The organism is Bacillus massiliglaciei (genome assembly GCF_900098925.1).
GTDB lineage: Bacteria > Bacillota > Bacilli > Bacillales > DSM-1321 > Peribacillus > Peribacillus massiliglaciei.
On sequence record NZ_LT622357.1, the window covers coordinates 227,147 to 247,311 of the forward strand.

Below are 20,165 nucleotides of genomic sequence, written 5' to 3' on the forward strand. Positions count from 1 at the left end.
TTATAGAGACTTCAGTTCGCTGATTCTGTGAATGACTGAATCACGTTTTTCACTGTAGTCTTTCTCTTTCGCACGCTCTTCTTCAATGACATGAGCCGGGGCTTTCTTGACGAAGCCTTCGTTTCCAAGCTTCTTCTGAACCCGCTCTACCTCTTTGTTCAATTTCTCCAGTTCTTTTTCAAGACGTTTCACTTCTTCATCGATATTGATGAGCCCTGCAAGCGGAAGAATTAGTTCCACTCCGGTTACAACGGCCGTCATTGCCTGTGCCGGCTCTTCTACGTCGATGCCGATTGTCAGCTGTTCTGGATTACAGAAACGTTCGATGTAGCTGGAGTTATTGTTCAATGTGTCCAGTACAGCTTCGTCCTTCGCCTTCAGGATCAAGTTGATTTTCTTGCTTAGAGGCGTATTGACTTCAGAACGGATATTACGCACTGAACGGATGATTTCCACAAGCAGCTTCATGTCTTCTGATGCCTGTAAATCCGTCAGTTCCGGATTCACTTCCGGCCATGCCGCTACAGTGATGGATTCCCCTTGATGAGGCAGGTTCTGCCAGATTTCCTCCGTAATGAACGGCATGAATGGGTGAAGCAGACGCATCGTATTGTCTAATACATAAGCAAGGATCGAACGAGTTGTTTTCTTCGCTGCTTCGTCTTCACCATACAATGGAAGCTTCGCCATTTCGATGTACCAGTCACAGAAGTCATCCCAGATGAAGTTATACAGCGCACGGCCCACTTCACCGAACTCATAACGTTCTGCAAGACGTGTCACGGTTTCAATCGTTTCATTCAGACGGGTCAGAATCCATTTGTCAGCAACGGACTTTTCACCGCTTAAATCGATTTCATCATAGGTCATGCCATCCATGTTCATTAAAGCAAAACGGGAGGCATTCCAGATCTTATTGGCAAAGTTCCAGACGCTTTCCACTTTCTCCGTGCTGTAACGCAGATCCTGACCAGGAGAGCTTCCTGTTGAAAGGAAATAGCGAAGTGAATCTGCTCCGTATTGGTCAATGACATCCATTGGATCGACACCATTGCCGAGAGACTTACTCATTTTGCGTCCCTGCTCATCACGGACAAGACCGTGGATCAGAACATCTTTAAACGGACGCTCGCCAGTAAACTCAAGCGATTGGAAAATCATACGGGATACCCAGAAGAAGATGATATCATAGCCGGTAACCAGTGCACCTGTCGGGAAGTAGCGCTTGAAGTCGGCTGATTCTTTATCCGGCCAGCCCATTGTTGAAAACGGCCATAACGCTGAACTGAACCATGTATCCAGCACGTCTTTGTCCTGTTCCCAGTTCTCGATATCAGCAGGATCTTCTGTGCCGACATAGATTTCGCCGGTTTCCTTATGGTACCAAGCCGGAATACGGTGCCCCCACCATAGCTGACGGGAGATACACCAGTCCCGGATATTCTCCATCCAGCGAAGATATGTTTTTTCAAAACGGTCCGGAACGAAGTTAACTTTCTCGTCCTCTGATTGTTTCTGAAGCTCAATTGCCTGTTCAGCGAGCGGCTGCATTTTCACGAACCATTGAGTGGACAGATACGGTTCAACAACAGCGCCGCTCCGCTCAGAATGTCCTACAGAGTGCAGATGATCTTCGATTTTGAAAAGAATTCCTTCCTCCTGAAGATCCTTCACAATCTGCCTGCGGCATTCGAAGCGGTCCATGCCTTCATATTTGCCGGCTCTTCCGTTCATTGTTCCGTCTTCATTCATGACAAGAATCCGCTCTAAATTATGGCGGTTTCCAATTTCGAAGTCATTTGGGTCATGGGCCGGCGTAATTTTCACCGCTCCTGAACCAAATTCCATATCGACATAGTCGTCGCCGACAATCGGAATTTCCCGGCCTGTGATTGGCAGTTTGACCATTTTTCCAATCAAATGCTTATACCGGTCGTCCTCTGGATGGACGGCTACTGCTGTATCACCGAGCATCGTTTCCGGACGGGTTGTTGCAATTTCAATAGAACCCGAACCGTCAGTAAGCGGGTATCTCATATGATAGAAAGCGCCCTGAACATCTTTATAAATAACTTCAATATCTGAAATCGCTGTTTTCGTAGACGGATCCCAGTTAATGATGTATTCTCCGCGATAAATCAGTTTCTTGTTATAAAGCGTTACAAATACTTCACGAACCGCTTTGGAAAGTCCTTCATCCAGCGTAAAGCGTTCACGTGAGTAATCAAGCCCAAGACCCAATTTTGCCCATTGCTCGCGGATATGCCCTGCATATTCTTCTTTCCACTTCCATGTTTCTTCTACGAATTTCTCGCGTCCGAGATCATAGCGGCTGATTCCATCTTCGCGCAATTTTTGCTCTACCTTTGCCTGCGTTGCGATTCCCGCATGGTCCATTCCCGGAAGCCAAAGAACATCGTAGCCCTGCATCCGCTTCATACGGGTCAGAATATCTTGAAGCGTTGTATCCCAGGCATGGCCAAGGTGAAGCTTACCTGTTACGTTTGGAGGCGGGATTACAATCGTATACGGCTCCTTCTTTTCATCGCCTTCTGTTTCAAAAAAACGGCCCTCCAGCCACCATTTATACCGGCCTTTTTCAATCGACTGCGGATCATATTTAGTCGGCATCGATAATTGATTCTCTTCCATTTTATTTCCTCCTCGTTTTTTCCGTTTTAGAGCATAAAAAAACTCCCTCATCACAAAAGGACGAAGGGAGTTGTTCGCGGTGCCACCTTTTTTCCGCAAGAAAGAAACGCTTGCGGCTCTCAAATAAGATAACGGCTTTTAGCCGGTCTTCGCTACTTCTGCTTCACGAAAACTGCTCCAGGGCGACTTCTGATGCTGCTCACTTAGAAACCTTTCACCGGACGGTTTCCTCTCTAAAAAGCGCTGGACATCATACTATTCCCGTTCTTAGCATGAAATACTATTAATATGTAGGTTTTTCAAACATATATAATATAGTACAAAAAAAAATGGTCTATAGTCAATCATCTTTTCCACTTTTCTCCCGGATTATTCCGTGTTTTACCTAATATACTATATGGACTTCAGAAGGATCGGGTGCATTCTTTCCGCTGGTGTCCGCTGCCGTATGGCCGGCAGAAGGGAGGCATACAGATGAGACGCAGATATAGCGTACACGATTTTACTCCATGGCTGAAAAAAGGACGGGAGATCGGGCAGCAGTTCATTGTCCCATTCTGCATATTTCAGGCATTCCGGACTCTATTGTTCCCGACAGGCTTTGATGTATTTCTTTTAGGGGTATTCGTCCTGATCGCCCTCGGCTATTACTTTCAGTGGATATAAACAGACAAAAAAGAAAGTGCATGAATGGCCCGGCCGCTCATGCACTCAATCCGGAGGTGTCTGCTGGGCAGCCGCCTCTTTTTTCATTTTTTCTCTCTCTTCCATTTTCATGGCCATGTACTCGACATTTTTCAGCAGCCAATACTGCTTCTGCAAATCCTGTACATACTCAAGCTCAGATTTCTTATCCCTTTGTTCAACAAACCGTCTGACTGATCCCAAGGCTGCTCCCGGATAGGCAAAATAACTCTGCATCAGAAGCATTTCTTCCTCTTTTAACGGGAAAAAGCGAAGATAATTGTACAGCCATTCTACGCAGTCATCGCAATGGATAGGATAGGTTCGGGCCGATGTAACCAAAAATGGCAATAAATCAAAATGGGGCGGCGCAACCTTTGAATTTTCGAAATTAAGAAAATGGCCGTATCCCCGGTCATCATATACAAAATGCTTCAGCGACACTTTTCCGTGTGTCACTACAGCTCTGACCTTCTCCTGTTCCTTTGCCTTTTCAAACCAGGACTCAAATTGCTTGAGGGAATATTTCAGCGCCTGAGATATATCAGTATAATACAGGCAAAACATCATTTCATACGGCGACATATACCATTTGCGCTCACAGCTGACGATCAGCTCATCAATCATCTGCTGCTCTTCCTCCCACTCCTTGACGGTCCTGTTGTAGTGGTCTTCCCGTTCTTCTGGATCGACCGCCATTTCTTTTACCGTGAGGCCATGCATTCTGGCCAGCTCTCTGAACATTTGTTTATGCCGTTCGTCGCGCTCGTTATACGGATCATTCGTCAGCCATGGCATTAAATAATACAGCCGGGTATTTTCCAGAACAGCGTAGCGTCCATCCCCTGTTGGATAAATAGGGACAATCCGGTTATAGCCCCGCTGATAAATTTTCTGGACATTTCGGATAAAATCCATTCCGGCGTTCGGCGGAATTCGCTTTAAAGCAAAAACTCCCCGATCGGTGTATACCTTCTTCACCTTTCCAAAATCCTCAATATAGTGCACCTTCAGCGCATAATGCCGCAGGGCAGCCAAAGCTTCTTGCTGCTGGTGGCCAGCCTGATTCATATCTTCTTGCAATAGAACCCACTCGCTTTCTGCATGGAACCAGCCATCCTCGCCTGTTGAAAAAGAAGAAACCAGGAACAGGGAACTCTCCCTGTCCGCTGATTCTCTTCTGCCTGTTTTCATCGCTTAGGAATATATAAGACCTGCCCTTCGTACACATCATGGTTCGGTTCCAATTCATTACTGTACAATAAAGTCTGCAGGCTGACATCATAGCGCTTGGCCAGCTGATCCAGTGTTTCGCCTTGCTGGACGATGCATACCTTTACTTTCACCAGCTCTTCTTCTTGCTTTCTGCCAAAGAAATCCATAATGGAAAGGGATTCCTTCCCGCTTTCTTCTTCTGAATCTTCTTTATCCGCCTTGCGTCCTTTATATTTCTGGACGGCAGGTGTGTCGGACTCTGTATTCCTTTTATTTAACAGCCCATACAGCCCGCTTTCCCTGCCCTTTTCATTTTCATTTCTTTCAGGCTCTTCCTCAGCTTCTTGAGGCTCTTCAAGTACAGCCTCAGCCGGTTCCTCCTGATCATTCAGAAGAGGCTCAGCTACTTCGAGTTCCGGTTCCGGTTCCGTTTCCTCCGGAGGATCAAGGACAGCGGATTGATTGCGCATAAGCATCTCTTCCGGCTCTTTCTCCTCTATTTCTTTCTGCTTCATGGCCATGAGTTCAGTTTCAAACGGCGGCTTTTCCTCCAGATTCTGAAAAGTATTTTCAAAAATCGGAATGTCTTCTGCCGCATTCAGCGGATCAGCTGCCGGCTCTTCCTCGGCCTGTTCCTCTTCATCTGCGGCACGTTTGGCTTCAGCAGAGAATGGTTCAAATAACGCCTCTTCCTGTTCACTGTCCTCCATGTCGATCTGTACTTCTTCCCGAAACTGCGGCTGGAAATCCGGAAAGGACGGCGGGGATGCGACATAAGGGATGTAGTCTGCTTCATCCTCTTGTTCATAGGAATCATATGAAGCAGGATCATCCTGAGTATTTTCCTCTGCTGTCTCCTGGACAGGATTTTCATATTCTTCCTCAGGTTCTTCCCGATTTTCCGTTTCATAGGCAGCCGGCTCGCTGTAAATTCCTGAAATGATCAAATCAGCCTGCAGCTTAAGGCAATTCCTTTCCGGCATCGCATAATCAAAGCTTGAAATCGCGACATCAATATCATCCAAGGAAGAAATTCTGTTTGTCGGAATCGTTATGTCAACCGGAAATCGGTGTGTGAATTCATGTATGCCGTTTTCCTGCCTTTCAACATGCTGAACAGTCCGAGGCAGTCCGGTATTCGTATAATCAAGCAATTCTCCGGTTTGCAAATCATTTTTATACTCGCCGTGCAAATCCAAAGACCCTTTAATCAGTACATACTGTTCACTCTCATGAATGGTTACATTCGGGTCAAGAGAAAGGGAATATAGCTCTTCCACTTCCTGCCCCTTTTGAAACCAAACGGATTCCTCAAGCGAAAACCGCAGAGAGGATTGATTTTCTTGCGGCAAGACAACTCCTCCTTTCACTTCAAAAGACAATGATATGCCATTAACAATCTATGTCAGGAGCCTTTGCGATATGCCCATTATCCTTCTTCCCCTTTAGATTAGCGCTCCAGGGGGTTCGCTTTCCGCGGGCGGTCCGGAAGCCTTCCTCGGCCTCTCCCTTTGTTGCCTGCTTTGCTTTTCAAACCGTTTCAGGATGTCTCTTCGGCTCCGTCTCCAGCATCTTCCCTGGATGCGCTTTTCCCGCCGGAGTCTCTCCCCTTCCGCTCCATCCTGCCATTTGATTCAAGTCCGCCAGCCTTCAACGCCTCTCCCTTTATTGCCTGCTTTGCTTTTCGGACCGTTTCAGGATGTCTCCTCCTCCGCCTCCGGGGTCTTCCCTGGACGTGCTTTTCCCGCAGGGGGTTCATCCCCTCCGCTGCCATCTATTCTTCTTTTGGGAGCATGTCAGCGAATGGTTACACTCCTAATCTAAGAAATCAATGAAAAAAATTAGGCATACATAAAAAAGGTTCAGAATGAGACCATTCTGAACCTTTCTCGTGTGAAGCCTTTTCTATTATTTCGCCAGCTTGGAAAAAGCATTTTCCGCTGCCTGAATGGTTTTTTCGATATCCTCGTCTGTGTGGGCCGCAGAGAGGAACAGGCCTTCAAATTGGGATGGCGGCAGGTAAACGCCCTGGTTCGCCATTTCCCGATAATAATTTGCAAAGAATGTCAGATCAGACGTTTTTGCCTTCTCATAATTGATGACATCTTCATTGGTGAAGAAAACGCCAATCATGGAGCCTGCACGGTTAAAGGTATGCGGAATGCCATATCTCTCGGCGGCTTCGCTGATTCCCTTCTCAAGCATATCACCTTTGCGTTTAAACTCTTCGTAGACTTCAGGCGTCAGCTGGCTGAGCGTTTCAAAACCGGCTGTCATTGCCAGCGGATTGCCTGATAAGGTTCCTGCCTGATAGATGTTGCCGCTTGGGGCGATTTGTTCCATAATTTCACGTTTGCCGCCAAATGCACCTACTGGAAGGCCTCCCCCGATTACTTTGCCAAGGCATGTTAAATCAGGCGTGATGCCGAAGTAGCCCTGAGCGCAGTTATAGCCAACGCGGAAGCCCGTCATCACTTCATCAAAGATCAGAACGGAACCGTATTGCTCAGTCACTTCACGCAGTCCTTCAAGGAAGCCTGGCTGCGGAGGAACAACGCCCATATTGCCTGCGACCGGCTCAACGATAACCCCTGCGATATCGTCGCCATATTGACCGAATGCATACTGAACCGCCGCAAGGTCATTATAAGGTACCGTAATGGTATTCTTAGCAATGCCTTCGGGAACGCCCGGACTGTCCGGAAGCCCAAGTGTCGCTACACCGGATCCTGCTTTGATCAGAAGAGAATCTCCATGCCCATGGTAGCAGCCTTCAAATTTCAGGATTTTGTTGCGGCCTGTATAACCGCGGGCAAGCCGAAGAGCACTCATTGTTGCTTCAGTTCCTGAAGATACCATCCGGATCATTTCAATTGAAGGAACACGTTCAATCACAAGCTTGGCCAATTTGTTTTCGATCAAAGTGGATGTTCCAAAACTTGTACCGGACTCTGCTACTTTCTTAAGCGCTTCTACTACCCGGTCATTGCTGTGCCCCAAAATAAGAGGACCCCAAGAAAGGACATAATCGATATATTCATTGCCGTCAATATCGTACATTTTTGATCCTTTTCCATATTCCATGAAAATCGGGTCCATATCAACCGATTTAAAAGCCCGGACTGGACTGTTTACACCGCCAGGCATTAGATCTCTTGCTTCTGCAAATGCTTGTTTCGACTTTTCATAAGACCGCATGACTACATCTCCTTTTTCTGGTGAAGATTATTTTTCCTAGTTGATCCAACGGGCAACATCTTTTGAAAAATAAGTGATGATTAAATCGGCGCCGGCACGCTTCATGCTTGTTAATGTTTCCAGCACAATCGCTTTTTCATCAATCCAGCCATTCTGGGCTGCCGCTTTAACCATGGAATATTCACCGCTTACGTTGTATGCCACGATTGGAAGTGTAAAGCTGTTCTTCACATCGCGAATCACATCTAAATAAGAAAGGGCCGGTTTAACGATTAGGAAGTCAGCGCCTTCCTCCACATCAGATTCTGCTTCCCTGAATGCTTCCAAACGGTTGGCAGGGTCCATTTGATAGGTTTTCCGGTCTCCAAACTGAGGCGCACCGTTTGCTGCATCACGGAATGGGCCGTAAAAAGCAGAGGCATATTTAACAGAATAAGACATGATCGGAATATCCTGATATCCAGCTTCATCTAGCCCTGTGCGGATCGCTGTAACAAATCCATCCATCATATTTGACGGCGCGATAATGTCAGCTCCCGCCTCCGCCTGGCTGATTGCCGTACGTACAAGCAGATCAAGTGATTCATCGTTCAGAATTTTTTCGCCTTCTACCAGTCCGCAATGGCCGTGGTCTGTGTATTCACAGAGACAAGTATCCGCAATGACCAGAATATCCGGATAATTCTTTTTCACGAAGCGTGTGCCTTCCTGCACCAATCCATTATGATGAAAAGCACCAGATCCCTGCGGATCCTTATCATGCTCGAACGGTACACCAAACAGAATGACCGACTTAATTCCAAGGGCAGCAACCTCATCCATTTCTTCTCCCAGTTTATCCATTGACAGCTGGTAAATGCCAGGCATAGAAGGAATCTCGTTTTTGATATTTTCTCCGTCAATAATAAAAATGGGATAAATTAAATCTTCTTTATGCAAATGAGTTTCCCTTACAAGCGCCCTCATGCTTTCACTCGTACGAAGACGGCGATGGCGGGCAAAGTTCAATTCTTTCATCTTTTTATTCCTCCTTGAGATTCTATATAGGCAATGATTTCCCCAACCATAGCATCTGTCGTGTATATATCCGGGCAGATGTGCACAGTCAGCCCAAAATCCAGGGCAGCCTGTTTCGTTACGGGGCCTATGCAGGCAATCACGATGCCTTCCAGCAAGCCTCGCAGCTGCAGATGATCTACGGCTTCCATGAAATGAGTGACCGTAGACGAGCTGGTGAATGTAACAAGGTCTATATGATGTCCATTTAACAGATCCGAGAGTTCACGTTCGCTCTCCCTCGGTCTGAATGTTTTATATAAGATCAGTTCCTCGCATGGAATCCCTTCCTGCCTGAGAGCTTTAGCAATGACATCCCTTGAAAGGTTCCCCTTTGCAACCAGGACTCGCTCTTCCTTCTGTAGCATAGGGAGAAATTCCTCTGCAAATGACTCGGCAACAAACGTCTGGGGCACAAACTCTGCCTGATGGCCGAGATCTTCCAGCTTCTTTTTAGTTTTTGAGCCAATTACAGCAAATTTCGGGAAGTGCTGAATTCCGCTTTCTGCTGCCAGCCTGAAAAAGAAATCGACTCCATTTTGGCTTGTCAGAACAACCCAGTCATAGCTGCCAAGCTGCTTCATTCTGCTCCTGATTTCTGTTACATTCTCAGGCAATGAAAAATCAACCAGAGGAACCATGACAGGCACAGCACCGAAGGCTTTAACAGCCTCTGCCAGTCCTGTTGCCTGATGCCTCCCTCTCGTGATTAGCACAGAAAGATCATGAAGCGGCCCGGCCATTACTGATCCAGCTCTGCTTTCACCTTTTCAATCAGCTGTTTGCCGCCCATCTCACTGACAGCACGTGCCGCAGCATGTCCAATCTCTATCGGATTGGTGCCTTCTTTCATTTCCTTAATAATGGTTTTCCCATCTGGAGAAGCCACTAAAGCAGTCAGAGAAACCGCTCCATTATCCAAGGCTCTTGCATATCCCGCAATCGGCACTTGGCAGCCTCCTTCCATTTGGTGAAGGAAGGCACGCTCCGCTTCAACGGTCCGTTTCGTTTCTTCACAGGTCAGCTTGGCAAGGGCTTCGAGCAGTTCTTCATCATCCTGGCGGCATTCGATTGACAGGGCACCCTGCCCTACAGCCGGCACACAGAAATCCTCATCAAGGAACTCTGTAACAATATCCGATTTCCAGCCCATACGGGATAAACCGGCAGCAGCCAAAATAATCGCGTCATATTCTTCGGTCTTTAGCTTTTCCAGCCTTGTATCAATATTTCCGCGGATCCACTTAATTTCGACATCCGGACGGCGGGCAAGGATTTGCGAGCTGCGCCGCAAACTGCTAGTACCAATTACAGCACCTGCCGGAAGCTGATCCAATGTTAGATTGTCCTTGCTGATCAGCGCATCCCGATGATCTTCCCGGGGCGGGATACAGCCAATCGTAAGGCCTTGAGGCAGCACAGCCGGCATATCTTTCATACTGTGGACCGCCATATCAATTTCCTTATCGAGCATAGCCTGTTCAATTTCCTTGACGAAAAGACCTTTGCCTCCGACCTTGGAAAGCGTAACATCCAGAATCTTATCTCCTTTCGTTACGATTTCCTTAATTTCAAATTCAAAAGGCACGCCAAGCTCTTTCAATTGGCTGATGACCCATTTTGTTTGAGTGATGGCCAGTTTACTGCGTCTGGAACCGACAATAATTTTCCTCAAGTTTATTTCCTCCTATGTATTCCAAAAATGGAAAGTTGAAAGACTTCCAAAAAGAAAGAAGTTGATCAGGACAATCATGAAAGAAGCGATATTCAGGTAGGCCAGTGTCTTTCCATACAGCTGTTTTCTGATTCGGATATACAGATACACGCTGTAGGCAGCAAGGACAACAAAGGAACCGATAATTTTCGTATCATACCAGAATATCCCCGGAATCTTGATATACGCCCACTGAATTCCTAAAATGAGTGACAGAACAAGCAGCGGCACTCCAATGATGGTCATAATATAAGACATCTGATCCAGTTTGGACAGGTCTCCGAGCCTCAGCAGCCGCCTGCCCCATTTCTTCTGTTTTAATAAATCATATTGAATCAAATATAGCAAAGAAAACACAAAAGCTAAAGAAAACGCCCCATAGGAAAGCAGCGCGATCGTAATATGAATCAAAAGCAATTCCGATACCAGCTGCTGTGCCAGCACATCCGATTCAATCTGAACAGGCGCAAATGTATGGATGGCCATAACCATGAATCCGAGTACATTTGTAAAAAACACTGTGAAGTCGACACGGAGCAGACGGTTAATAATCAACGAAAGCGTCACTAACACCCATGCGTAAAAATAAAGCCCTTCAAAAATGGTCAGGACAGGGAATCTTCCTGTCTTAAACATATAAAGAACCAAAAAAACAGTCTGTAATACCCATACAATTGAAAGCAACCAGAAGGCTATTTTATTTGCCCTCTGGTTGTTATGAAGAAAGTCAATAAAATATAAGAGCACACTAAGAGCATATAGCAATACAGTAGCTTCATGCAGTCTTGTCATCAATAGCTCCATAATCGCCTCAATTCGCCTGAAGTGAAATAGATTTCAAAACAGACGGCTGATCCTTTTTCACTTCAGCTTCACTCATCTGTTCTTCTACATGGTCTTCCAAATGAAAGATTTTCACAAAGTTATTCAGTGCTTCTTTAGCATTTGGCTCTTCTGCCAATTCTTTTGCATATAAAATAGGATCTTTCAGCATTTGATTAATAATGCTCTTTGTATGCTTATTCAAGACTTTTTTATCACGTTCACTTAAATGCGGAAGCTTTCTCTCAATACTTTTCATCGTTTCTCCCTGAACTGCCAGCGCTTTTTCTCTCAAAGCAGAAATGACAGGAACGACACCAAGCAGGTTAAGCCATTGATTGAATTCGACAATTTCACCTTCGATCATCAATCCAATCTTATCTGCAGCTTTTTTCCGTTCTTCCATGTTCGCTTGGACAATGCCCTCAAGATCATCGATGTCATATAAAAAGACGTTCTCCAATTCAGCCAATGCTGGATCCAGGTCGCGCGGCACGGCGATATCCACCATGAAGATCGGACGTCCTTTTCTTAATTTGTTCACGAATGTCATCATTTCCTTCGTGATGATCAAGTCTTTCGCTCCAGTTGACGTAATGAGAATATCCGTTTCAACTAAGGCGCATTGCAGCTCCTGCAGCTGTTTTGCTTCCCCGTTAAAGCGTTCAGCTAAGTCTACTGCCTTTTGATAGGTCCGGTTAATGACGGTTATATCATCCGCTCCGCTTGAATGAAGATTCTGAGCTGCCAGCTCGCCCATCTTTCCGGCCCCGACAATCAGAACGCTCTTTTGCTGAAGGCTTCCGAAAATTTTCTTGGCCAATTCCACTGCAGCATAGCTGACAGATACGGCATTTGTATTGATTTCCGTCTCAGAATGAGCATGCTTGGCTACTGTCAAGGCTTGCTTGAACAAGTGATTGAAGACCGTGCCAGTCGTATCTTCTTTCTGGCCGAGAAGGAAGCTGGAACGAACTTGTCCCAAAATCTGCGTTTCCCCCAGCACCATGGAATCAAGCCCGCAGGAAACTTGGAAGAGGTGCTCGACAGCCCCGTCCCCCTCATAAAAAAAGAGATATTTAGAAAATTCCTCTTTATCCAGTCCAAACCATTCTGAGAGGAATTCTTTTATATAATAACGGCTTGTATGAAGCTGATCGCCCACTGCATAAATTTCCGTCCTGTTGCAGGTGGAAATTATTACATTTTCAAGTATACTCTTTTTATTTTTAAGAGTTTTCATTGCTTCTGGAAGTTCGGCTTCGTCAAAAGATAACTTTTCCCGAATTTCTACAGGGGCAGTTTTATAGTTAACGCCAACTGCTAAAATGTGCATTTTTTCATGGCACCCCCAAAAATGATTACTATCCTTATTTATAATTATTATAACATAGACAAACGTTCAGCACGAAAAAAGTATGAACAGTTTATGAATTCCTGTGATAACATAAAACTGTTATTTTTTTCTCCCGTGTTAGGCAATTCGCCTTACTTAAAGTACCTTATCAAATAATACTTATCACTAGCAAGCAATCCGTTTCAACAGGAGGAATAAAATGAAATCGCAGAAAATCTTTTCAGCAGTTATTTTAATTGGCTTCGGTCTTTACTTCTTTTTGCAGCATTCTCACATAGAGATTTTTGCAGGATTTTACAGCTGGCCGACGCTTCTATGTATTACAGGACTTGCCTTTTTGCTTCAGGCGTATAAAGAAAAGGAGCATTCGTCAATCCTGCCGGGAATCGTCCTTTTTGGGTTCGGACTTCATTTCCATATTTCCGGTTTATTTGAGCTGTGGCCCGGCGATATAGCCGCCTTTATGCTGATTCTTGCTCTTGGCACCATTCTGCAGGCAAGGAAACTGAAGGCAAGTATGCTGTATGGGATTATATTTATTATCATTGCCGTTGTGGCCCTATTCTATGACAGAATGAAGACAGGTCTTCCTGTAGATGCTTCCGTTCAGGAAGGCCTTGAACAGTACTGGCCGATTATCCTCGTTGCTGTCGGTGCTTACCTGTTTATCAAGAAGAAATAAAACAAGGGAATGAGAAAATAAAATTCCAATGTTCTCACCGGAAATTTGATTTCAGAGTGCAGACAAACTCGAAGATTTTCAAGTTTAGAATGAGGTAAATAGCACAGTCAGATTTCACTCCGGATTTTAACCCAATTCCATACAAAATAACAAAAGGCAGGCACCTTGTTGGTGTCTGCCTTCTGTCTGGGCCTGTCTGAGAGGCAGGCTTTGTTTACATATACTTTTTTAGAGCACCCCAGATTTTATCTTTACCTTCGCCTGTTTCACTGGAAAAAAGGAAGATTTCATCCTGTTTGTCCATTCCTAACGTTTCTCTGGCAATCTTCAGATGCTTCTGCCACTTCCCTTTAGGAATCTTGTCTGCTTTTGTCGCAATGACCATAAGCGGAAGCTCATAGTGTTTTAAGAATTCGTACATCGAAATATCATCTCTTGTCGGCGGATGGCGCAAATCCACAATGAGCAAAGCAGCACGGAGCTGTTCACGGCTTGTGAAATACGTTTCGATCATTTTCCCCCAGGCGGCACGTTCAGATTTAGAAACCTTTGCGTAGCCATATCCGGGAACATCGACAAAATGCAGCATATCATTAATGATATAGAAATTAAGCGTCTGGGTTTTCCCTGGTTTGGACGAGGTCCTGGCAAGGTTCTTCCGGTTGATCATCTTATTGATGAAACTCGATTTCCCTACATTCGAACGTCCTGCCAAGGCAAACTCCGGAATCGGCTCTGCTGGGTATTGCTCAGGCTTTACAGCACTGATTACAATATCGGAACTAGTTACTTTCATGATTATTTTCACCTGCCAATGCTTGTTCAAGAACCTCATCGACATGTGATACAGGAACGAATTGCAGCTGTAGCCGCACGCTTTCCGGAATGTCATCGATATCCTTTTCATTATCTTTCGGGATGATAATTTTCGTCAGCCCGGCACGGTGTGCAGCAAGCGACTTTTCTTTTAATCCGCCAATAGGCAGAACTCTTCCCCGTAACGTAATCTCACCGGTCATCCCGACTTCTTTTCGGATCGGCCGGTTTGTCAAAGCTGAAATCAAGGCTGTAGCAATGGTAATTCCCGCTGAAGGACCGTCTTTTGGGACAGCTCCCTCCGGAACGTGAATATGGATATCCTTCTTTTCATGGAAATCCGGATCGATTTCAAGCTGTTCCGCTTTCGAGCGGACAAAGCTGAAGGCAGCCTGTGCTGATTCTTTCATGACATCTCCCAATTTACCAGTGAGAACGAGCTTGCCCTTTCCCGGAGACAGGGACACTTCAATCTGAAGCGTGTCTCCGCCAACCGTTGTATAGGCAAGGCCTGTAGCGACTCCAATTTGATTTTCCGTTTCAGCCTGGCCGTAATGGAACATCTTCTTGCCCAGGAATTCCTCCAGATTTTTGCTGGAAACAACCACCCGTTTCTTTTCACCGGAAACGACAATTTTCGCTGTCTTCCGGCAAATGCCCGCAAGCTGGCGTTCCAGGCTCCGGACACCCGCTTCTCTTGTATAGTAGCGGATGATATCCACAATTGCCTCTTCCCGAATCTGAAGCTGGCTCTTCTGCAGACCGTGCTTTTCCAATTGACGGACAAGCAGGTGGTCCTTCGCGATATGCAGTTTTTCAATTTCCGTGTAGCCTGCAATCTGGATAATCTCCATTCGGTCACGAAGAGGGCCCGGGATGGTTGCCAGATTGTTTGCTGTAGCTATGAACATTACATCTGACAGATCGTACGGTTCTTCAATATAATGGTCACTGAAATTATGATTCTGTTCAGGATCCAGCACCTCGAGCATGGCAGCGGACGGGTCTCCCCTAAAATCATTAGACATCTTATCAATTTCATCCAGTAAAAACACCGGGTTAACCGTTTCAGCTTTCTTCATCCCTTGGATGATCCGTCCCGGCATCGCCCCGACATAGGTCCGGCGATGGCCGCGGATTTCGGATTCATCACGGACGCCGCCAAGTGAAATTCTCACAAAATTGCGGTTCAATGATGACGCAATCGACTTGGCTAAGCTCGTTTTACCGACTCCCGGAGGTCCGGCAAGGCACAGAATCGGTCCTTTCAGGGACTTTGTCAGCTGCTGAACAGCCAAATACTCAAGAACCCGCTCTTTTACTTTATCAAGACCATAATGATCTTGGTTCAAGACTTTTTCAGCCTTTTTGATATTCAGATCGTCCTTTGTCGCATTCGTCCATGGCAAAGAAATGAGCCACTCGATATAATTCCTGATCACAGAACTTTCTGCAGAACTGGCCGGCACCTTTTCATAGCGGTCCAATTCCTTGAAAGCAGTGGCCTTTACATGCTCAGGCATCCCAGCTTCCTCAATCTTATCTGTAAGGATGGCGACTTCGCCGGTCTTTCCTTCCTTATCTCCCAATTCACGCTGGATGGCCTTCATCTGTTCACGCAAATAATATTCCTTCTGCGTCCGCTCCATGGAGCGCTTAACACGCTGGCCGATCTTTTTCTCCAGTTCAAGCACTTCTCGCTCATTCTGGATCATTTCAATGACACGGGCTAACCGGTCTTTTACATTGACCGTCTCCAAAATTTCCTGCTTGTCCTTCAGCTTCAGCGGCAAGTGAGAAGCAACGATGTCCGCCAGCCTGCCAGGCTCTTCAATATCTGCTGTCGATGCGAAGGTTTCACCTGTAATTTTCTTCGACATCTTTATGTATTGGTCAAAATACTCTAGCAAAGTTCTCATAAGCGCCTGGTCTTCAGCGTCTTTTTGCGGATCGTCTTCATGTATTTTAATTTTAGCTCCGAAATGGGTTTCGTGGTCATAGAATTCTTCGACCTCCGCCCTGTTCAATCCTTCCACTAAAACACGGATTGTTCCGTTCGGCAGCTTCAGCATTTGTTTAACTTTTGTCAACGTACCCATTGGATATAAATCGTCTTCGCCCGGTTCATCCAAGGCTATATCTCTCTGGGTCGTCAAAAAAATCAGATGGTCTTCCACCATTGCTTTCTCAAGGGCTTGTACAGATTTATCACGGCCTACATCTAAATGCAATACCATAGTAGGATATACAAGCAAACCTCTAAGCGGCAGGAGGGGGACGATGATTTCCTTATCAGCCATTTCCTGACACCTCCATCAATTAATAACATCGTCGGCTGGTTTACTATTTTCCCAGTGTTATCGACCTTTTAACAATTCTATCCTATTTAGAATGAAGTGTCTATTTGTTTACCTCAAGGAGCCTTTTCTCTTTTAGGGTTTCTTTTTCATCATGAAAATTCTCCGGCCGCACCGGAAAATGGGGCAGCCGGGAAAGTACTGTTCTCTGCTGTAAGAACAGGGACTAGAGAATTTCCGTCTTATCCAGGTCCACTCGTTGTAAAATATCTTCCGGAACCAGTTCTTTTCTAAGCGAGCGGTCAAAAACTTCCTTTACATGGGAAACCGGCACAATCTCAATTTCCTGAAAGTCCTTCATCAAAAGCTGTACATTTTCCGCCGGGATGATAACAGTCTTTGCCCCCGCCAATATGGCCGCCTTGATTTTCGGAATGACTCCGCCGATTGGCTTCACCTGACCATGGATGCTGATTTCTCCTGTCATGGCGATTGTATGATCAACCGGGATTTTGTAAATGGCCGAATAGATTCCCGCACACATCGCGATGCCGGCTGACGGACCATCGACAGGGCTTCCGCCCGGGAAATTTACATGAATATCAAATCGATCCGCAGGAACTCCAAGCGAACGCAGAACGGTTATGGCATTTTCCACCGAACCTTTGGCCATGCTTTTTCTTCTGATTGATTTCCCGCTGCCCCCGCCAATACTTTCTTCTTCCACGATACCGGTAATATTAATGCTTCCTTTTTCTTCTTTGGCCGGTATGACGGTTACTTCAATTTCCAGAAGCGCACCGCTGTTTGGCCCATATACTGCAAGTCCGTTCACTTTTCCCACTTTCGGAGCTGTTCCGATTTTTTGTTCGATTTTCGGAACAAGCTGGCTGCTGTGCGCAATCCACTCAATGTCTTTTTCTTCTATATCATTTCTGCCCTCATTAAAAGAAATTCCAGCAAGGGTCTGAACCAAATTCACTGCTTCCCGCCCATTTCTTGCGTATTCGGCAATGGAATCCAGCCCTTGGTCCGAAATGGAAATCTCTACTTTTTCCGCTGCTCTTTTGGCTACCTTCACAATTTCCTCCCGATTCAAATCGCGGAAGAACACTTCTAAACATCTAGAACGGATAGCAGGCGGCAGTTCATTCGGAGTTCTTGTGGTGGCACCGATTAAGCGAAAATCAGCCGGCAGGCCGTTTTTGAAAATGTCATGGATATGGGCAGGGATATTTTGATTTTCTTCAGAATAATACGCACTCTCCAAAAACACTTTACGGTCTTCTAACACCTTCAGCAATTTATTCATCTGGATCGGATGCAGCTCGCCAATCTCATCTATAAAAAGGACTCCGCCATGTGCATTTGTTACAGCCCCCTGTTTTGGCTGCGGAATTCCCGCCTGACCCATGGCGCCTGCTCCCTGATAAATCGGATCATGAACGGACCCAATTAACGGATCCGCGATGCCCCGCTCATCAAACCTGGCCGTCGTGGCATCCAGCTCGATAAACACGGCTGATTTCCTGAATGGAGATTTCGCATTTTTCTTCGCTTCTTCCAGCACAAGACGGGCAGCTGCCGTCTTTCCGACCCCTGGAGGACCATAAATGATCACGTGCTGCGGATTAGGTCCGCAAAGCGCGGCACGCAATGATTTAATCCCATCCTCCTGGCCGATAATATCTTCAAATACAGCCGGCCTGATTCGTTCAGATAGAGGTTCAGTTAATGATAAAGACCTCAGCTTCCTTAATTGCTCCATCTCTTTTCTTGAGTCACGGTCAATCGAAACCTTTTGCGTCCTTTGGCCCTTCAATAAATTTAAAAAGTACAAACCGATAATCACACCGAAAAATAATTGAATAAAAATCACTAAGCCTGTCCAACTCATGCCTTTTCCCTCCTGGCTCTTCATGTTTGATATTTCGTAGTATCTCCTACCGGTTATCGAAATACTCCATGCAGAACAGAAAGTAAATTTTGGCGGATTCAGGACAGCGTTCCATTCATAAACAAAAAGAGGAGGGGGGAATATCCAATTCCCGCTACATTAGTTTCCGCTTCAGGAGTTATAGACCATAAAAAAAAGCAGCGGGAAAGTCCCGCTGCCTTTTTTCTCACCCTATGATCAAGCAGATGTTTTCTTCTCTTGTCCTTTGACTGTTGTTCCATCCTTCAAGACCAATTTAGGAGTCTCATTTTCGGTAATTGTTGTTCCGGTAATGATACATTTTGCCACATCATCACGGGAAGGAAGATCAAACATGATTTCCAGAATGATTCCTTCAATAATAGAGCGCAATCCGCGGGCACCAGTTTTGCGTTCAATTGCTTGTTTAGCAATCTCACTTAAAGCACTTGGTTCGAATTCAAGCTCAACATCGTCCAATTCAAGCAATTTTTGATATTGTTTAACAAGCGCATTTTTCGGCTTAGTTAAAATTTCAATTAATGCTTCTTCGTCCAGCTGCTCTAATGTCGCAATAACTGGCAGACGGCCGATAAATTCCGGAATCAAGCCAAAGCGAAGCAAGTCTTCAGGAAGCACTTTAGACAGAAGCTCTTTTTCTTTAATGTCGTCCTGTTTCACATCTGAACCGAAACCGATGACTTTTTGTCCCAAACGGCGTTTAATAATCGGCTCAATCCCATCAAAGGCTCCGCCGCAAATAAACAGGATATTCGTTGTATCGATTTGGATGAATTCTTGATGAGGATGTTTGCGTCCTCCCTGCGGCGGCACACTGGCAACCGTACCTTCAAGAATTTTCAGCAATGCCTGCTGTACACCTTCACCGGATACATCACGAGTGATAGACGGATTTTCAGATTTGCGGGCTACTTTATCGATTTCATCGATATAAATAATACCCTTTTCTGCTTTTTCCACATCATAATCAGCAGCCTGGATCAATTTAAGCAGGATGTTTTCCACATCTTCGCCGACATATCCGGCTTCAGTAAGGGAAGTCGCATCCGCAATTGCAAACGGTACGTTTAATAGTCTTGCCAATGTTTGAGCAAGAAGAGTTTTACCGCTTCCTGTCGGTCCAATCAAGGCAATATTACTTTTGGCAAGCTCAACATCATCAACCTTGCTATTGGAGTTAATCCTCTTATAGTGGTTATAAACCGCTACAGCAAGAGATTTCTTCGCTTGTTCTTGTCCAATAACATATTCATCAAGAATTTCCCTGATTTCCTTTGGTTTTGGGACATCGCGGAATTCTACTTCATCTTCTGTTCCTAATTCCTCTTCGACGATTTCCGTACATAATTCAATACATTCGTCGCAAATATAGACGCCGGGACCGGCTACTAATTTACGGACTTGTTCCTGCGTTTTTCCGCAAAAAGAACATTTAAGCTGCCCTTTTTCATCATTAAATTTAAACATGAACGTCACCCCTTTTAATACTCTTCCGACTCTATCACATGAATATGTCTTTATTTAAAGACAAAAATTAAACATAAACATTGGATTTAATGGTACGACTTGCATTTTAACACGTTCCCGATCGTTTTGTAATAAAAATGCTCGGCCCTCCCAAGTTGTCCAATAAGTATTTATTTTTCCCCAATATGTATGTTGCCTTTTACCATTATTCCCAAACCTGATTCATACTAACCTCATTGGGCATAATTGCAAAAGATTCCCACCGAACC

At 45.4% G+C, this 20,165-nt stretch carries 15 protein-coding genes and 1 other annotated feature; of the genes, 2 read left to right on the forward strand and 13 right to left on the reverse strand.

Translation table 11 applies throughout. The features are described 5' to 3' along the window. Positions 1-2,652, reverse strand: a complete 2,652-nt coding sequence (locus BQ4305_RS06815) for a valine--tRNA ligase (RefSeq protein ID WP_110927097.1) — start codon at positions 2,650-2,652, stop codon at positions 1-3. Positions 2,653-2,705: 53 nt separating this feature from the next. After that, positions 2,706-2,930: a binding site (T-box leader), on the reverse strand. Between the two features lie 196 nt (positions 2,931-3,126). On the opposite strand from BQ4305_RS06815, the gene BQ4305_RS06820 reads away from it, so the two are divergent. Further along, on the forward strand, positions 3,127-3,318 hold the full coding sequence (locus tag BQ4305_RS06820; RefSeq protein WP_110927098.1) for a hypothetical protein: 192 nt from the start codon (positions 3,127-3,129) through the stop codon (positions 3,316-3,318). Positions 3,319-3,363: 45 nt separating this feature from the next. Here the strand turns inward: BQ4305_RS06820 and ysxE are convergent, their stop codons facing one another. The 8 genes from ysxE to hemA all read right to left on the reverse strand — a co-directional run bounded on the left by ysxE (position 3,364) and on the right by hemA (position 12,677). Continuing rightward, on the reverse strand, positions 3,364-4,530 hold the full coding sequence (ysxE, locus tag BQ4305_RS06825) for a spore coat protein YsxE (RefSeq protein ID WP_234396892.1): 1,167 nt from the start codon (positions 4,528-4,530) through the stop codon (positions 3,364-3,366). Then, positions 4,527-5,903 (reverse strand): stage VI sporulation protein D, encoded by a 1,377-nt coding sequence (gene spoVID, locus BQ4305_RS06830; protein WP_234396893.1) that lies wholly within the window; start codon positions 5,901-5,903, stop codon positions 4,527-4,529. The genes ysxE and spoVID overlap by 4 nt, the downstream gene beginning before the upstream one ends. Positions 5,904-6,459: 556 nt before the next feature. Further along, entirely contained in the window at positions 6,460-7,749 is a 1,290-nt protein-coding gene (gene hemL, locus BQ4305_RS06840; protein WP_110927100.1) for a glutamate-1-semialdehyde 2,1-aminomutase, read from the reverse strand. A gap of 36 nt (positions 7,750-7,785) precedes the next feature. After that, positions 7,786-8,766 (reverse strand): porphobilinogen synthase, encoded by a 981-nt coding sequence (hemB, locus tag BQ4305_RS06845; protein WP_110927101.1) that lies wholly within the window; start codon positions 8,764-8,766, stop codon positions 7,786-7,788. Then, on the reverse strand, positions 8,763-9,548 hold the full coding sequence (locus tag BQ4305_RS06850; RefSeq protein ID WP_110927102.1) for a uroporphyrinogen-III synthase: 786 nt from the start codon (positions 9,546-9,548) through the stop codon (positions 8,763-8,765). The genes hemB and BQ4305_RS06850 overlap by 4 nt, the downstream gene beginning before the upstream one ends. Further along, positions 9,548-10,480 (reverse strand): hydroxymethylbilane synthase, encoded by a 933-nt coding sequence (gene hemC, locus BQ4305_RS06855; RefSeq protein WP_110927103.1) that lies wholly within the window; start codon positions 10,478-10,480, stop codon positions 9,548-9,550. Before hemC ends, BQ4305_RS06850 begins: the two co-directional genes overlap by 1 nt. Before the next feature lie 12 nt (positions 10,481-10,492). Further along, positions 10,493-11,311, reverse strand: a complete 819-nt coding sequence (locus BQ4305_RS06860; RefSeq protein ID WP_407640141.1) for a cytochrome C assembly family protein — start codon at positions 11,309-11,311, stop codon at positions 10,493-10,495. A 19-nt stretch (positions 11,312-11,330) separates the two neighbouring features. Beyond that, positions 11,331-12,677: a glutamyl-tRNA reductase gene (gene hemA / locus BQ4305_RS06865; protein ID WP_110927105.1), complete on the reverse strand. Its 1,347-nt coding sequence runs from the start codon at positions 12,675-12,677 to the stop codon at positions 11,331-11,333. Positions 12,678-12,897: 220 nt separating this feature from the next. On the opposite strand from hemA, the gene BQ4305_RS06875 reads away from it, so the two are divergent. Beyond that, positions 12,898-13,380, forward strand: a complete 483-nt coding sequence (locus tag BQ4305_RS06875; RefSeq protein ID WP_110927107.1) for a LiaF transmembrane domain-containing protein — start codon at positions 12,898-12,900, stop codon at positions 13,378-13,380. A gap of 214 nt (positions 13,381-13,594) precedes the next feature. On the opposite strand, the gene yihA is transcribed toward BQ4305_RS06875, so the two are convergent. From yihA to clpX, 4 genes are all read right to left on the reverse strand, one after another. Beyond that, positions 13,595-14,176 (reverse strand): ribosome biogenesis GTP-binding protein YihA/YsxC, encoded by a 582-nt coding sequence (gene yihA, locus BQ4305_RS06880; protein WP_110927108.1) that lies wholly within the window; start codon positions 14,174-14,176, stop codon positions 13,595-13,597. Continuing rightward, positions 14,163-16,496, reverse strand: coding sequence for an endopeptidase La (gene lon, locus BQ4305_RS06885; protein WP_110927109.1), 2,334 nt, complete (start codon positions 16,494-16,496; stop codon positions 14,163-14,165). The genes yihA and lon overlap by 14 nt, the downstream gene beginning before the upstream one ends. Before the next feature lie 223 nt (positions 16,497-16,719). Beyond that, positions 16,720-18,390 (reverse strand): ATP-dependent protease LonB, encoded by a 1,671-nt coding sequence (gene lonB / locus BQ4305_RS06890; RefSeq protein ID WP_110927110.1) that lies wholly within the window; start codon positions 18,388-18,390, stop codon positions 16,720-16,722. Between the two features lie 237 nt (positions 18,391-18,627). After that, positions 18,628-19,896: an ATP-dependent protease ATP-binding subunit ClpX gene (gene clpX, locus BQ4305_RS06895; protein ID WP_110927111.1), complete on the reverse strand. Its 1,269-nt coding sequence runs from the start codon at positions 19,894-19,896 to the stop codon at positions 18,628-18,630. Positions 19,897-20,165: the final 269 nt, after the last annotated feature.

What these genes read in the sequence shown, in the direction of transcription:
- BQ4305_RS06815 (WP_110927097.1), bottom strand. Translation starts at nt 2,652, where the DNA reads ATGGAAGAGAATCAATTATCGATGCCGACTAAATATGATCCGCAGTCG.
- BQ4305_RS06820 (WP_110927098.1), top strand. Translation starts at nt 3,127, where the DNA reads ATGAGACGCAGATATAGCGTACACGATTTTACTCCATGGCTGAAAAAA.
- ysxE (WP_234396892.1), bottom strand. Translation starts at nt 4,530, where the DNA reads ATGAAAACAGGCAGAAGAGAATCAGCGGACAGGGAGAGTTCCCTGTTC.
- hemL (WP_110927100.1), bottom strand. Translation starts at nt 7,749, where the DNA reads ATGCGGTCTTATGAAAAGTCGAAACAAGCATTTGCAGAAGCAAGAGAT.
- hemB (WP_110927101.1), bottom strand. Translation starts at nt 8,766, where the DNA reads ATGAAAGAATTGAACTTTGCCCGCCATCGCCGTCTTCGTACGAGTGAA.
- BQ4305_RS06850 (WP_110927102.1), bottom strand. Translation starts at nt 9,548, where the DNA reads ATGGCCGGGCCGCTTCATGATCTTTCTGTGCTAATCACGAGAGGGAGG.
- BQ4305_RS06860 (WP_407640141.1), bottom strand. Translation starts at nt 11,311, where the DNA reads ATGACAAGACTGCATGAAGCTACTGTATTGCTATATGCTCTTAGTGTG.
- hemA (WP_110927105.1), bottom strand. Translation starts at nt 12,677, where the DNA reads ATGCACATTTTAGCAGTTGGCGTTAACTATAAAACTGCCCCTGTAGAA.
- BQ4305_RS06875 (WP_110927107.1), top strand. Translation starts at nt 12,898, where the DNA reads ATGAAATCGCAGAAAATCTTTTCAGCAGTTATTTTAATTGGCTTCGGT.
- yihA (WP_110927108.1), bottom strand. Translation starts at nt 14,176, where the DNA reads ATGAAAGTAACTAGTTCCGATATTGTAATCAGTGCTGTAAAGCCTGAG.
- lon (WP_110927109.1), bottom strand. Translation starts at nt 16,496, where the DNA reads ATGGCTGATAAGGAAATCATCGTCCCCCTCCTGCCGCTTAGAGGTTTG.
- lonB (WP_110927110.1), bottom strand. Translation starts at nt 18,390, where the DNA reads ATGAGTTGGACAGGCTTAGTGATTTTTATTCAATTATTTTTCGGTGTG.
- clpX (WP_110927111.1), bottom strand. Translation starts at nt 19,896, where the DNA reads ATGTTTAAATTTAATGATGAAAAAGGGCAGCTTAAATGTTCTTTTTGC.